Consider the following 14,668-nt stretch of genomic DNA (forward strand, 5'->3'; position numbering starts at 1 on the left):
TGTACCCCCGATGGGATTCGAACCCACGCTACCGCCGTGAGAGGGCGGCGTCCTAGGCCGCTAGACGACGGGGGCCTGGAACTTTCCTCGGCACCGACCGATCGGTGCCTTCGGAGAGAAGAAACACCCACCGAACCGCAGATCGGTGGGAGTCCGTTGTACCCCCGATGGGATTCGAACCCACGCTACCGCCGTGAGAGGGCGGCGTCCTAGGCCGCTAGACGACGGGGGCCTATGGAACTTCTTCTCTTCGCTCCCCGAAGGAAGCTCAGCCAGCATAGCTGGCCGAGGCGCTGCGGGCAAACCACCGCGCCTCAGCTGGGGTACCAGGACTCGAACCTAGAATGGCTGAACCAGAATCAGCTGTGTTGCCAATTACACCATACCCCAATGGTCTGTTCCGTCGGCCCGCGCTCTCGCGCTGCGGTCTCCGTTCCGAACCGAGAAGAAGATTAGCACCAACCCCGCCATGAACTACAAATCGGCTGGTCAGAGCACCGAAATCGAGCCCGGACACCATCTCGGCCCGTCGCCGGGAGCAGGCGGCGGGCCGAGAGGACGGACTCGTCAGGCGATACGAGTGCGGCCGGCGCGCAGCCGGGCGAGCGTGCGCTCCCGGCCGAGCAACTCCATCGACTCGTAGAGCGGAGGGCTGACGTGCGATCCGGTCACCGCGACCCGCACGGGCGCGAAGGCCTTCCTCGGCTTGAGTTCCAGGCCCTCGATCAGCGCGCTCTTCAACGCCTCCTCGATCGCCGGGGTGGTCCAGTCGGCCAGGCCCTCGAGGGCCGTGAGGGAGGCGTCGAGCACCGGCGCGGCATCCTCTTTGAGGTTCTTCGCCGCGGATGCCTCGTCGAGCGTGAAGTCGGCCTCGTCGACGAACAGGAACTTCAGCAGATCCCAGGCGTCGCCGAGCACCACGATGCGGGTCTGCACGAGATCGGCGGCCGTGCGGAAGAGCGCGTCGTCGACCTCGGCCCCGATCCTGCCGTGCTCCACGAGATAGGTCTTCAGGCGCGCGGCGAACTCCGCCGGTTCGAGCAGGCGGATGTGCTCGGCGTTGATCGCGTCGGCCTTCTTCTGGTCGAACCGGGCCGGGTTCGAGTTGACCTTGGAGATCTCGAAGGCCGCCACCATCTCGTCGAGGGAGAACACGTCGCGGTCGTCGGCGAGACCCCAGCCGAGCAGGGCGAGGTAGTTGAGCAGGCCCTCGGGGATGAACCCGCGATCGCGGTGCAGGAAGAGGTTGGACTCCGGGTCGCGCTTGGAGAGCTTCTTGTTGCCCTGCCCCATCACGAACGGCAGGTGGCCGAACTCGGGTGTGAAATCGGTGACGCCGATGCGCTGCAGCGCCGCATACAGCGCGAGCTGACGCGGGGTCGACGACAGCAGGTCCTCACCGCGCAGGACGTGCGTGATCTTCATCAGCGCGTCGTCGACGGGATTGACGAGCGTGTAGAGCGGGATGCCGTTGCCCCGGGTGAGCGCGAAGTCGGGCACCGAACCCGCCTTGAAGGTGGTCTCGCCGCGGACGAGGTCGTTCCAGGTGAGGTCCTCGTCGGGCATGCGCAGTCGCACGACCGGCTTCCGGCCCTCGTCGAGGAAGGCCTGCCGCTGCTCCGGGGTGAGGTCGCGGTCGAAGTTGTCGTAGCCGAGCTTCGGGTCGCGACCGGCGGCCTTGTGCCGCTCCTCGACCTCTTCCGGCGTCGAGAACGACTCGTAGGCCTCGCCGGCGTCGACGAGCTTCTGCACGATCTCGAGATGCAGGTCGCGCCGCTGCGACTGCCGGTACGGCTCGTACGGTCCGCCGACCTCCGGGCCCTCGTCCCATTCGAGACCCAGCCACCGGAGCGCGCCGAGGATCGCCTGGTACGACTCCTCGGTGTCGCGTGCGGCGTCGGTGTCTTCGATGCGGAACACGAAGGTGCCGCCGTGATGACGCGCGAAAGCCCAGTTGAACAGGGCGGTGCGCACCAGACCCACGTGCGGGGTTCCGGTCGGTGACGGGCAGAAACGTACGCGTACTTCGCTGGTGGTCATGACTCGCTCAGGGTTGAGGATCGACGGGAGACCATCCCAGGCTATCCGCCCTGCCGCGAGTTCCTGTCAGGATCCCTTCGCGACGACCGGGTTGGTGAGCGTACCGATGCCCTCGACTGTGATCGAGACCGTGTTCCCCGGCTCGATGGGCCCCACCCCCTCGGGCGTACCGGTGAGGATGATGTCGCCCGGGAGCAGCGTCATGACACCGGAGATCCACTCGACGAGCTTCGGGATGTCGTGCACCATCTTCGACGTCCGGCTGCGCTGCCGGATCTGCCCGTCGACCTCGGACGAGATCTCGAGATCGGAGGCATCGATGTCGGTCTCGATCCACGGCCCGAGAGGACAGAAGGTGTCGTACCCCTTGGCGCGACCCCACTGGCCGTCCGTGCGCTGATGGTCGCGAGCGGACACGTCGTTGGCGATCGTGTACCCGAGGATCGCCTCCCGCGCCTTCGCGGCGGGAACGTCCTTGCAGGGGCGGCCGATGACCACCGCAAGTTCCGCCTCGTGATGGACGAGCGAGGTGGAGGGTGGAATCACGATCGGCGCTCCCGGCCCCACGATCGAGGTGTTGGGCTTGAGGAAGATCATGGGCTCGTCGGGGACATCGCTGCCGAATTCGGCCGCGTGCGCGGCGTAGTTGCGGCCCACCGCGATCACCTTGGTGGCGAGGATCGGGGCGAGAATCCGCACGTCGGCGAGGGGCCAGCTCCGGCCCGTGAAGGTGGGATTGCCGAAGGGATGCTCGGCGATCTCCTTCACCCTCGCGGACTCCCCCTCCCCCTCCACGCTCACGAACGCGACTCCATCCGGGCTGGCAATTCGACCAAGGCGCATGTCCGGAGTCTAACGGGGTGCGCACACGGCGATCGACTGCCGGGTGGCCGGGAGGTAGAGTCCGGATCGAATTCCACATAACGGAACAGTCATCTCAGATAGTGAGAGAAATGGATAGTCCGGACATCGGCCGGCGGCGGTGGCTCATCCTCGCGCTCGGCGTCTTCGCCCAGGCCGCGCAGGCCACGGTGATCAACGGCGTCGCCTTCCTCATCCCGACCCTCGACGAGGACACCGGCCTCACCCTCGCCCAGGCCGGGACACTCGCCGGCGCACCACTGCTCGGCGGCGTGTTCACCCTCGTCGTGTGGGGTGCGATCGCGGATCGTTTCGGTGAGCGTCTCGCGCTCACCGCCGGACTGGGAATCGCCGGCACCGCGATGGGTGCCGCGAGCGCGACGACATCCGTGGAACTCTCCCGCACGACCTCCGCGGCCCTGCTCGGTGTGCTGCTGATGTGCGCGGGAGCCGGCGCCGTGAGCGCCAACTCGGCGAGCGGCCGGGTCGTCGTCGGATGGTTCCCTCCGCACCGGCGCGGCCTCGCGATGGGGATCCGGCAGATGTCGGTACCGCTGGGCGTCGCCGCGGGCGCCCTCGTCATTCCGACACTGGCGGGCGATCACGGAATCGCCTGGGCTCTCGCGTTTCCCGCGCTCGCGTGCGGTGGGGCGGCCGTCGCCTGCGCCGTCGGTGTGACCGATCCGCCACGCCCCGGCCGGACCGAAGCCGAACGCGCAGGTGTTCTTGCGAATCCGTATCGAACTTCGATGTCCCTCACGCGGATTCATCTCGCGTCGATACTGCTCGTGATCCCGCAGTACGTCGTGTGGACCTATGCCCTGGTGTGGTTGATCACCGATCGCGGATGGGACGAGGTCGGTGCCGGTCTCGTCATCACGGCAGCCCAGATCCTCGGCGCGATCGGCCGTGTCGTCACCGGAGCGTGGTCCGACCGCGTCGGGAGCAGGCTTGCCCCGATGCGCCTCGTCGCCGTATCGGTCGTCCTGGCGATGATCGCGCTCTCCGTCACGGCGTGGACGAACTCACCGATCGCCGTGGGTGTCCTGCTCGTCGCGTCGATCCTGACGTCGGCCCCGAACGGGTTGGCGTTCACCGCCGTGGCCGAGATCGCCGGACCGTTCTGGGGAGGTCGTGCACTCGGGATCCAGAACACGGGACAGTTCGTGTTCGCCGCGGCGGTCGGGCCCGTGTTCGGCGGCCTCATCGCCGCGGCCGGGTTTCCGATCGCCTTCGCGCTGGCCGCAGTGGCTCCGGCGGCGGCGGTTCCGGTGGTGCCGAAAGACTGACGGACCGTGTGGCTCCGGCAGGTACCCGACGGAGCCACACGGGAACGTCAGAGCGCGGCGGTGATGCGGTCGCCGATCTCGGTGGTCACGATCGGACCGGTGCCACGGGTCGAGAGATCGGCCTCGACGGCTCGCTCGACGCGGGCAGCGTCCTGCTCGCGTCCGAGATGGCGCAGCAGCAGTGCGGTGGACAGGATCGCCGCGGTGGGATCGGCGATGCCCTTGCCGGCGATGTCCGGAGCCGAACCGTGGACGGGCTCGAACATCGACGGGTTGGTGCCGGAAGCATCGATGTTGCCGCTCGCGGCCAGACCGATGCCACCGGTCACCGCACCGGCGAGGTCGGTGACGATGTCGCCGAACAGATTGTCGGTGACGATGACGTCGAACCGCGACGGGTCGTCGACCATGTAGATCGTCGCCGCATCGATATGGCAGTAGGCCGTCGTGACGTCGGGGAATTCCTTCCCCACCGTCTCGATGGCCCGTGTCCAGATCGCACCGGCATTGGACAGGACGTTGGTCTTGTGGATCAGCGTCAGGTGCTTCCGGCGGGTCTGCGCGAGCTCGAAGGCGTACCGCACCACACGCTCGGCTCCGAACCAGGTGTTCACCGACACCTCGGTGGCGATCTCGTGCGGCGTTCCCACCCGGATCGCTCCCCCGTTACCGGTGTACGGCCCCTCGGTGCCTTCACGGACGACGACGAAATCGATCTCGTGGTCGGCGGCGAGCGGCGACTTCGCTCCCGGGTACAGCCGTGCCGGACGGAGATTGACGTGGTGGTCGAGCGCGAACCGCATGTTCAGGAGGAGACCGCGTTCGAGGACACCGGGGGTGACCGACGGATCACCGATGGCGCCGAGAAGGATCGCGTCGTGCTCGCGAATCGCGGCGAGATCGGCATCGGGCAGCAGTTCACCCGTCGTGTTGTACCGGCGGGCGCCGAGGTCGTACTCGGTCGTCGCGAGGTCCGGGACGAGCGCGCGGAGCACTTTCAGCGCTTCCGCTGTGACCTCGACACCGATGCCGTCACCGGGGATGACCGCAAGTTTCATGAGCACTACTCACTTCCTGTGCGACGGTGGCCGCGACCGTGCAGACACGGTCGCGGCCACCGAATGATGGAGAACGAAACGATCAGGACAGGTCGACCTGGGCGACCCGCGCCTCGAGCGCCTGGGTGATCTGCTCGACCTCGGCGTCGCCGACAGGGCGATCGACGCGCAGGATCACGGTCGCGCCGGGGCCCTCCGCGTCCTGACTCAGGGCCGCGGCCTGAATGTCGATGCTCGCGTTGCCGAGCACGGTGCCGAGCGTTCCGAGGACACCCGGGCGGTCCTGGTAGTGGACGATCAGGTTGTGGCCCTCGGCGCGGAGGTCGAAGCTGCGGCTGTTGATGTTGACGATCTTCTCGACCTGCTGCAGGCCGGTGAGGGCACCCGCCACAGAGGTGACGTGTCCGTCCGGCGCCACGGCGCGGACCTCGACGGCGCTGCGGTGCGTGGTGGCCTCGCTGACCTTGTCGACCTCGACGGTCACGCCACGCTGCTCCGCGAGCTTGGGGGCGTTGACGAAGGTGACCGGCTCGTCGCTGCTCGCCGAGAACAGGCCGCGGAGGGCCGCCAGACCGAGGATGTCGACGTTCTCGGCGGAGAGCTCACCGCTGACGACGACCTGGACGTTCTGCACTGCCTCGGGCGAGAGGGTACCGGCGAGCAGGCCGAGCTTGCGGACGAGTTCGAGCCACGGCGCGACCTCCTCGCCCACGGGGCCACCGGAGACGTTGACGGCATCGGGCACGAACTCGCCGGCGAGGGCGAGCAGCACGCTCTTCGCGACGTCGGTACCGGCGCGGTCCTGGGCCTCGGCGGTGGAGGCGCCCAAGTGCGGGGTGACGACGACGTTGTCGAGATCGAACAGCTTGGAATCGGTGCACGGTTCGGTCTCGAAGACGTCGAGGCCGGCAGCTCGCACCTTGCCGCCGACGAGCGCGTCGTACAGGGCGTCCTCGTCGATCAGGCCACCACGAGCGGCGTTGACGATGATCACGCCGTCCTTGGCCTTGGTCAAGCGTTCGGCGTTGATCAGGCCGGCGGTCTCCTTGGTCTTGGGCAGGTGCACGGAGATGAAGTCGGCGCGGGCGACGAGTTCGTCGATGTCGACGAGCTCGATGCCGAGCTGTGCGGCACGAGCGGCCGGCAGGTACGGGTCGTACGCGATGACATGGGTCTCGAAGGCCGCGAGACGCTGGGCGAACAGCTGGCCGATACGGCCGAGGCCGACGACGCCGACCGTCTTGCCGAGGATCTCGGTGCCGTTGAAGCTCGACCGCTTCCAGGTGCGCTCACGCAGGGTGCGGTCGGCGGCCGGGACCTGGCGGGCCGCGGACATGAGCAGGGCGACCGCGTGCTCGGCGGCGGAGTGGATGTTGGAGGTGGGCGCGTTGACGACCATCACGCCGCGCTCGGTGGCAGCGGCGATGTCGACATTGTCGAGGCCGACACCGGCACGACCGACGATCTTGAGGTTGGGCGCCGCCGCGAGCACCTCGGCGTCGACGGTGGTCGCGGAGCGGACCAGCAACGCCTGGGCCTCGGGCACGGCCGCGAGAAGGGCGGGGCGGTCGGGGCCGTCCACCCAGCGCACCTCGACACCGTCACCGAGCGCGTCGACGGTCGACTGCGCAAGCTTGTCGGCGATCAGGACTACTGGACGGCCATTCTGGCTCACGTGCGGACTCCCTGTGTCGTGGATGTGTGAGTGGTCGACGGCGCTCGCGCCCGACAGCATGCACGGGCACCCGCGACCGCCCACAGTTTAGTGCCCCGACCCCGGCCACGGCGCCACCGGGATGGGGATCACGGTGGTGCGGGCGGATCCTTCCGTGGCGGCAGCACGACGTGCCGCGGAGACGCGACGAGCAGACTGCGCTCGATACCGGGTCGGTTGCGGGGGCGAAAGGCCGGTCGTGGTATCCGGCGACGTCCTCGAGTTCGACCGGTTCGGTCCGGTGGGATCGCCGGGCACGCACGACGACGACCGCCGGCGACGATACGATCGCGGCGAGCTGGGTACGCGCTCCGGCCTGTTCGAGCATCGGCGTCCGGCTGTCACCGGCGCGGATCGGGAATCCCCCTGTGCCACCGGCTGCGATGTTCACCACACCGAGAGCGCGCATCTCGGAGCCACATCGGCCGAGTGTCCTCCGCCGCCTTCGCCCGTGGGGCGGCATCGCTCACGACATCACCTGCTCACGATCGCACGGACGACGGCGGCCCGGCACCCCCGCAGGGGTACCGGGCCGCCGTGACCGGATCGGGAGGTCTTACGCCGTCTCGGTGATGGGGCGATCGACCCAGCTCATCAGGTCGCGCAGCTGCTTGCCGACGACCTCGATGCCGTGCTCGGCGTTCTCCTTGCGGAGGCCCTCGAGTTCCTTGTTGCCGCCCTCGACGTTGGCGACGAGGCGCTTGACGAAGGTTCCGTCCTGGATGTCCTTCAGGATCTCCTTCATCCGCTCCTTGGTGCCGGCGTCGATGACGCGCGGTCCGGAGAGGTAGCCACCGAACTCGGCGGTGTCGGACACCGAGTAGTTCATGCGGGCGATGCCACCCTCGTACATGAGGTCGACGATGAGCTTGAGCTCGTGGAGGACCTCGAAGTAGGCCATCTCGGGGGCGTAGCCCGCCTCGACCATGACGTCGAAACCGGTCTTGACCAGTTCCTCGGTGCCACCGCAGAGCACGGCCTGCTCACCGAAGAGGTCGGTCTCGGTCTCTTCCTTGAAGGTGGTCTTGATGACGCCGGCGCGGGTGCCGCCGATGCCCTTGGCGTAGGACAGCGCGAGCGCCTGGCCCTCACCCTTGGGGTCCTGGTGGACGGCGATGAGCGCCGGAACGCCCTTGCCGTCGACGAACTGGCGACGCACGAGGTGGCCGGGGCCCTTGGGGGCGACCATCGCGACGGTCACGTTCTCGGGAGCGGTGATGAGACCGAAGTGGATGTTGAGGCCGTGGCCGAAGAACAGCGCATCGCCGTCCTTCAGGTTGGGCTCGATGTCGTTGGTGAAGATCGACGCCTGTGCGGTATCGGGGGCGAGGACCATGATGACGTCGGCCCACTCCGAGACCTCGGCGGGCGTACCGACGGTGAGGCCGGCCTCCTCGGCCTTGGCCCGCGACTTCGAGCCCTCCTTCAGACCGATGCGAACGTCGACGCCCGAGTCGCGCAGGCTCAGCGAGTGCGCGTGTCCCTGACTGCCGTAGCCGATGACGGCGACCTTACGACCCTGGATGATCGACAGGTCGGCATCGTCGTCGTAGAACATCTCGACTGCCACAGTGATTACCTCTTTCAGAAAGTATGGGTGTGTTAAGGCTAACGGGTAGCCGTGATGGACTTCGGACCGCGTCCGACCGCGACGACACCGGACTGGACGATCTCGCGGATTCCGTACGGTTCGAGCATGCGCAGCAGCGCATCGAGCTTGGACCGCGTACCGGTGGCCTCGATGGTCAGCGACTCGGGCGAGACGTCGATCACCTTGGCGCGGAACAGATTCACCGTCTCGATGACCTGGGTGCGCACGCTGGCGTCCGCCCGCACCTTGATGAGCACGAGTTCGCGGGCGACGGACGCCTCGTCCTCCTGCTCGACGATCTTGATGACGTTGACGAGTTTGTTGAGCTGCTTGGTGACCTGCTCGAGCGGGAACTCGTCGACGGTCACCACGATCGTCATCCGCGAGATGTCGGGCACTTCCGTACCACCGACGGCAAGGGATTCGATGTTGAACCCGCGTCGCGAGAACAGCGATGCGACTCGGGCGAGCACGCCCGGCTTGTCCTCGACGAGAACACTGAGAGTGTGGCTCGTGCTCACTTGGTCTCCTCCTGGGCCGCCGCGTTCTCGCTGCGGGCTTCGAGCGCGTCGATGGTCTCGTGGATGACGGCGGGATCGTCGGCGGCGGCGTCGTCGTCGAACAACGGCCGGATGTCGCGGGCCGCCATGATCTCGTCGTTGCTCGTGCCGGCGGCGACCATCGGCCACACCTGCGCGTCCTTGCCGACGATGAAGTCGATCACGACGGGACGATCGTTGATCTCCTGCGCCCGGCGGATCGCCGGCTCGACGTCCTCCTCGCGCTCGACGCGGATGCCCACGCAGCCGAGGGCCTCGGCGAGCTTGACGAAGTCGGGGATGCGCAGCGAGTGCGTCGCCAGGTCGGTGTTCGAGTACCGCTCCTCGTAGAAGAGGGTCTGCCACTGCCGGACCATGCCGAGATTGCCGTTGTTGATGAGCGCGACCTTGATCGGCACACCCTCGACGGCGCACGTCGCGAGTTCCTGGTTGGTCATCTGGAAGCAGCCGTCGCCGTCGATGGCCCACACCTCGGTCTCGGGGCGGCCCATCTTGGCGCCCATCGCGGCGGGCACCGCGTAGCCCATGGTGCCGAGACCACCGGAGTTGAGCCAGGTGCGCGGCTTCTCGTAGTCGACGAACTGCGCCGCCCACATCTGGTGCTGTCCGACACCCGCGCAGTAGATCGCGTCGGGACCGGCGAGCTTGCCGACGGCCTGGATGACGTACTGCGGCGACAGGGTGTCGTCGGTGGGGCGGTCGTAGCTCAGCGGGTAGGTGCGACGGATGTCGTCGAGATAGGCCCACCAGGCCGCGTAGTCGAGCTTCGTGCCGGTCGCCAGGTCGGCGCGGATGGCCTCGAGCAGCTCGACGATGACCTCCTTGCAATCACCGACGATCGGCACGTCTGCGTGCCGGTTCTTGCCGATCTCCGCAGGATCGATGTCTGCGTGGATGACCTTGGCGTCGGGCGCGAACGAGTCGAGTTGGCCGGTCACCCGGTCGTCGAAACGGGCACCGAGGGTGATGAGCAGATCACTCCTCTGCAGCGCGGCGACCGCGGCGACGTTGCCGTGCATGCCGGGCATGCCGCAGTGCAGGTTGTGGCTGTCGGGGAACGCGCCACGGGCCATGAGCGTCGTGACGACCGGAATGCCGGTCAGCTCGGCGAGTTCGAGCAGCTCGGGCGACGCGTCGGCCTTGATGACACCGCCACCGACGTACAGCACCGGGTTCGTCGCGTCGGCGATCAGCCGCGCGGCCTCGCGGACCTGCTTGCCGTGCGGCTTCGTCACGGGGCGGTAGCCGGGCAGGTGCATCTCCGGCGGCCAGCTGAAGGTGGTCTGCGCCTGGAGGATGTCCTTGGGGATGTCGACGAGGACGGCACCCGGCCGGCCCGAGGAGGCGAGGTAGAACGCCTCGGCCAGGATGCGCGGGATGTCGGCGCCGTCGGTGACCAGGAAGTTGTGCTTCGTGATCGGCATGGTGATGCCGGAGATGTCGGCTTCCTGGAAGGCGTCGGTGCCGATGAGCGGACGACCGACCTGGCCGGTGATCGCGACGACGGGCACGGAGTCCATCTGCGCGTCGGCGAGAGGGGTGACGAGGTTCGTCGCGCCCGGACCGGAGGTGGCCATGCACACGCCGACCTTGCCGGTCGCCTGGGCGTAACCGGTGGCAGCGTGTCCGGCGCCCTGCTCGTGACGGACGAGCACGTGACGCACGCGTCGCGAGTCGAAGAGCGGGTCGTAGACGGGCAGGATCGCGCCGCCGGGAATGCCGAATACCGTGTCGACCTCGAGTTCCTCGAGTGCGCGGACCACCGACTGCGCGCCGGTGACCCGCTCGGGGGCGACCTGGCGACGGTTGGCGGGCTGCGCTGCGGCAGCTGCGGGAGTCGGGGTGGTGGACCCCGGCTTTCGCGGCGAGGGTTGAGGCCGTGCGGTTGGTGCGCTCACTGCGAGTTCCTCTGATTCTGGCTCCGGGCAACAAAAAACCCTCGTCAGCAAGTCTGCTGTACGAGGGTGGCGCGTCGTGGGCGAGTTGCGGAATGCGGCTCAGGCGACGACGCGCCGGCCGATTACGAGCAACCCATTCTGATTCACGCGCTCGACGGTAGGCGCATGGTGTCCAGACAGTCAACTTGATGCGGTCGACTGTCCCAGAATGTGAGATGCCGCGGCTGCAGTGCGAAGATGTAGAGGTGTCATCTTCCCAGCAGCCCGTGCCACCTACTCCATCATCCCACACGCCCGATTCGACGACGCAGGTCATCCAGATCTCGCGACTGTCGTTCCTGGCGTGCGCCCTGCTGTTCCTCGCCCTCGCCTCCCCCGCGCTGGCGTGGCCGGCGGCCTTCGCATGGACGCTGATCATCCCGTTTCTCGTCGCCGCATGGATCGTGCGTGTACGCACCGTCGTCGGCCCCGAGGGCATCGTCGCGCGGGCGACCTTTTCCACCACGACTCTGGACTGGGATTCCCTCGACGGCCTCCGGTTCCCGAAGCGGGGCTGGGCCCGCGCACGGCTCACCGACGGCAGTGAGGTCGCACTGCCGGTCGTCACCTTCGGCCGCCTGCCGCAGCTGTCGGAAGCCAGCGCCGGCCGCATCCCCGATCCGTACGCGGCCGCACGCCGCGCCGAGGAGGAGTCCCACCGCGCCGAGGCGGCATCCGAATCCGAATCCGGATCCGAATCGGTATCCGGTGCCGAAACCGCCGACGACGCAGGCACCGTCGAGAAGAAGGACCACCGCTCCTCCTGAGTCCCGCGACCGGGTGCGGATAGATGCACCCGGAGACACACGAGTAGATTCGTCGGTGCCGCTGCCCGAACCCGCCCCAGCCCGGCGACCGGATGCGGCCCGGCCGATTGCGCACACAGCCACCGTCAAGGAAGTCAGCCCATGCCCCCGTTGAGGTCACGCACCACCACCGTCGGACGAAACGCTGCAGGAGCGCGCTCCCTGTGGCGCGCCACCGGCCTGACCGATTCCGACTTCGGCAAGCCGATCGTCGCGATCGCGAACTCCTACACGCAGTTCGTACCCGGTCACGTCCATCTCAAGGACGTCGGTGAGATCGTCGCGAAGGCCGTGCGCGAAGCGGGCGGCGTGGCACGCGAGTTCCACACGATCGCCGTCGACGACGGCATCGCGATGGGCCACGGAGGCATGCTCTACTCGCTCCCGAGCCGCGAGATCATCGCCGACTCGGTCGAATACATGGTCAACGCGCACACCGCCGACGCGCTCGTGTGCATCTCCAACTGCGACAAGATCACGCCGGGCATGCTCAACGCCGCGATGCGCCTGAACATCCCGACGATCTTCGTCTCCGGCGGCCCGATGGAGGCCGGCAAGGCCGTCGTCGTCAACGGTGTCGCGCACGCCCCTACCGACCTCATCACCGCCATCTCCGCCTCCGCCAGCGAGGACGTCGACGACGCAGGCCTCGACGAGGTCGAGCGCAGCGCGTGCCCCACCTGCGGTTCGTGCTCGGGCATGTTCACCGCCAACTCGATGAACTGCCTCACCGAGGCCCTCGGTCTCGCGCTGCCCGGCAACGGTTCGACCCTCGCCACCCACGAGGCGCGACGCGCACTGTTCGAGACCGCCGGAACGACGATCGTCGAGGCAGCCCTGCGTTACTACCGCGACGACGACGAGTCGGTGCTGCCGCGAAACATCGCGACCCCGGCCGCCTTCCGTAACGCGATGGCGCTCGACGTCGCGATGGGTGGTTCCACGAACACCGTGCTGCACACCCTCGCCGCCGCGCAGGAGGGCGAGGTCGACTTCGACCTGTCCACCATCGACGAGATCAGCCGTCGGGTGCCGTGCCTGGCGAAGGTCTCCCCGAACTCCGACTACCACATGGAGGACGTGCACCGCGCCGGCGGAATCCCCGCCATCCTCGGCGAACTGCGTCGCGGTGGCCTGCTCGAGACCGACGTCTCCACGGTCCACACGAAGAGCTTCGACGAGTGGCTCGACACCTGGGACATCCGGTCCGGCAAGGCGTCCGAGACCGCACTCGAACTGTTCCACGCCGCCCCGGGTGGTGTGCGCACCACCGAACCGTTCTCGACGGACAACCGCTGGTCGTCGCTCGACACCGACGCCGCGGGCGGCTGCATCCGCGACATCGAGCACGCCTACACCGTCGAAGGCGGGTTGTGCGTGCTGCGCGGCAACCTCGCACCGGACGGCGCGATCCTCAAGACCGCCGGCATCGACGAGGATCTGTTCCACTTCGAGGGCCCGGCCTACGTCGTCGAGTCGCAGGAGGAGGCCGTCTCGGTCATCCTCGGCAAGAAGGTCAAGGCCGGGGACGTGGTGGTCGTGCGTTACGAGGGCCCGGCCGGCGGCCCCGGCATGCAGGAGATGCTGCATCCCACCTCGTTCCTCAAGGGAATCGGTCTGGGCAAGGTGTGCGCCCTGATCACCGACGGCCGGTTCTCCGGCGGCACGTCCGGTCTGTCCATCGGGCACGTCTCCCCCGAGGCCGCCTCGGGCGGTGTGATCGGCCTGATCGAGCAGGGCGACCGGATCCGCATCGACGTCGCGACCCGCACCCTCGAGGTACTCGTCGACGACGACGTGCTCGCCGAGCGACGCGCGAAGATGGAGGCCTCCGAGCGGCCCTGGCAGCCGGTCGACCGCGAGCGCACGGTCTCGAAGGCACTGCGCGCATACGCTGCGCTGGCGACCTCTGCCGACAAGGGTGCCGTCCGGCGCGTGCCGTAACCCCTCACCACACGAGGGCGAAGGCTCCGCGATCATCCGATCGCGGAGCCTTCGCCCTTGTCGTATCCCGGTTGTTCGTCGTATCCCGGTTGTTCGTGGGTCAGCGTCCGAAGATCCACAGGCACACGCCTGCCGCCACACCCAGCAGCAGTACGGTGAACGAACCCACGAAGGGGCGTGTCGCCCAGCCGCGTCGTCCGTCGACCGCGATGCGGCCCGGCCCGGTGAGGGTGATCGCCACCGCGCAGGCGACGAGGAGGGCCTCGAATTCGAAGCCCGACGATTCGGCGGCGAAGAACTGGACGCCCGGTTCGAGTTCGTGTTCGAACAGCACCGCGTTGATCATGATCGCGACGATCGCGGCCGCCGCGAACGGGGTGAGCAGACCGAGCACGAGCAGCGCACCGGCGGCGATCTCACCGACCGCGCCGACGATCGCGAGCACCGCCGGCTCCCGGTATCCCGCATCGCGCAGCAACGCTTCGAAACCGTCCAGCCCGGGGCCGTTCCACAGCCCCACCAGCTTCTGCAGTCCGTGGGCGACGAGGATCGCCCCGACCGCTGCCCGCAGGACGAACAGACCGAGGTCCAGGGTGCCCCGGCGGACCTTCACCGGAGTCCGCTCCCCGGCGGCCACCGCGCCGCCCGTCTCCGCACCGTAGACCGGTTCCGGCCGGTACATCTGCTCGGTGGGAGCGGCGTAGGCGTCGTTGCCCAGCGGAGTTCCGGCATCGAAGTCGTCGTCGGACCCGAGATACGACTCGCGTGGTCGGCGCATCTCGAGTGTGCGTTCGTCGGGCTGAGTGCCGTAGGGACTCGAACCCGCGTCCGGTACGCCACCGTTCTTGTTGTCGGCCACGTCCTCAGC

12 protein-coding genes and 3 tRNA genes are annotated in these 14,668 nt (G+C 68.1%); 3 read left to right on the forward strand and 12 right to left on the reverse strand.

Features of this window, described 5'->3' with window-relative positions; genetic code table 11:
* Positions 1-2: 2 nt before the first annotated feature.
* The 5 genes from PV766_RS16305 to PV766_RS16325 all read right to left on the reverse strand — a co-directional run bounded on the left by PV766_RS16305 (position 3) and on the right by PV766_RS16325 (position 2,883).
* Positions 3-75, reverse strand: a tRNA-Glu gene (locus PV766_RS16305).
* A gap of 84 nt (positions 76-159) precedes the next feature.
* Positions 160-232, reverse strand: a tRNA-Glu gene (locus PV766_RS16310).
* A gap of 86 nt (positions 233-318) precedes the next feature.
* A tRNA-Gln gene (locus PV766_RS16315) sits at positions 319-390 on the reverse strand.
* 177 nt (positions 391-567) lie between these two features.
* The gene (gene gltX / locus PV766_RS16320; RefSeq protein WP_421097413.1) at positions 568-2,040 is read right to left on the reverse strand and encodes a glutamate--tRNA ligase; all 1,473 of its coding nucleotides are present in this window, start codon (positions 2,038-2,040) and stop codon (positions 568-570) included.
* A gap of 66 nt (positions 2,041-2,106) precedes the next feature.
* On the reverse strand, positions 2,107-2,883 hold the full coding sequence (locus PV766_RS16325; protein ID WP_064065373.1) for a fumarylacetoacetate hydrolase family protein: 777 nt from the start codon (positions 2,881-2,883) through the stop codon (positions 2,107-2,109).
* Between the two features lie 110 nt (positions 2,884-2,993).
* On the opposite strand from PV766_RS16325, the gene PV766_RS16330 reads away from it, so the two are divergent.
* Entirely contained in the window at positions 2,994-4,190 is a 1,197-nt protein-coding gene (locus tag PV766_RS16330; protein WP_421097414.1) for an MFS transporter, read from the forward strand.
* Between the two features lie 47 nt (positions 4,191-4,237).
* Here the strand turns inward: PV766_RS16330 and PV766_RS16335 are convergent, their stop codons facing one another.
* The 6 genes from PV766_RS16335 to PV766_RS16360 all read right to left on the reverse strand — a co-directional run bounded on the left by PV766_RS16335 (position 4,238) and on the right by PV766_RS16360 (position 11,011).
* Positions 4,238-5,248, reverse strand: coding sequence for a 3-isopropylmalate dehydrogenase (locus PV766_RS16335; protein ID WP_026003504.1), 1,011 nt, complete (start codon positions 5,246-5,248; stop codon positions 4,238-4,240).
* Positions 5,249-5,330: 82 nt separating this feature from the next.
* Complete coding sequence (gene serA / locus PV766_RS16340) at positions 5,331-6,923, reverse strand: phosphoglycerate dehydrogenase (protein ID WP_016935093.1); 1,593 nt, start codon at positions 6,921-6,923, stop codon at positions 5,331-5,333.
* Positions 6,850-7,425, reverse strand: coding sequence for a SulP family inorganic anion transporter (locus PV766_RS16345; RefSeq protein WP_421097415.1), 576 nt, complete (start codon positions 7,423-7,425; stop codon positions 6,850-6,852). Before PV766_RS16345 ends, serA begins: the two co-directional genes overlap by 74 nt.
* Positions 7,426-7,518: 93 nt before the next feature.
* Entirely contained in the window at positions 7,519-8,520 is a 1,002-nt protein-coding gene (ilvC, locus tag PV766_RS16350; RefSeq protein WP_016935634.1) for a ketol-acid reductoisomerase, read from the reverse strand.
* Between the two features lie 50 nt (positions 8,521-8,570).
* Positions 8,571-9,074 (reverse strand): acetolactate synthase small subunit, encoded by a 504-nt coding sequence (gene ilvN, locus PV766_RS16355; RefSeq protein ID WP_006554535.1) that lies wholly within the window; start codon positions 9,072-9,074, stop codon positions 8,571-8,573.
* Positions 9,071-11,011 carry an acetolactate synthase large subunit gene (locus tag PV766_RS16360; RefSeq protein WP_421097416.1) on the reverse strand — a complete coding sequence of 647 codons (1,941 nt, stop codon included), beginning with the start codon at positions 11,009-11,011 and terminating at the stop codon, positions 9,071-9,073. Before PV766_RS16360 ends, ilvN begins: the two co-directional genes overlap by 4 nt.
* A gap of 266 nt (positions 11,012-11,277) precedes the next feature.
* On the opposite strand from PV766_RS16360, the gene PV766_RS16365 reads away from it, so the two are divergent.
* Positions 11,278-11,817: a PH domain-containing protein gene (locus tag PV766_RS16365; protein ID WP_421097434.1), complete on the forward strand. Its 540-nt coding sequence runs from the start codon at positions 11,278-11,280 to the stop codon at positions 11,815-11,817.
* 141 nt (positions 11,818-11,958) lie between these two features.
* Positions 11,959-13,800, forward strand: coding sequence for a dihydroxy-acid dehydratase (gene ilvD, locus PV766_RS16370; RefSeq protein ID WP_255161291.1), 1,842 nt, complete (start codon positions 11,959-11,961; stop codon positions 13,798-13,800).
* 100 nt (positions 13,801-13,900) lie between these two features.
* On the opposite strand, the gene PV766_RS16375 is transcribed toward ilvD, so the two are convergent.
* Positions 13,901-14,659, reverse strand: a complete 759-nt coding sequence (locus PV766_RS16375) for a DoxX family protein (RefSeq protein ID WP_064065378.1) — start codon at positions 14,657-14,659, stop codon at positions 13,901-13,903.
* Positions 14,660-14,668 lie beyond the last annotated feature (9 nt).

The sequence above is a fragment of the Rhodococcus sp. As11 genome (assembly GCF_048957735.1).
GTDB classification, from domain to species: domain Bacteria; phylum Actinomycetota; class Actinomycetes; order Mycobacteriales; family Mycobacteriaceae; genus Rhodococcus; species Rhodococcus gordoniae.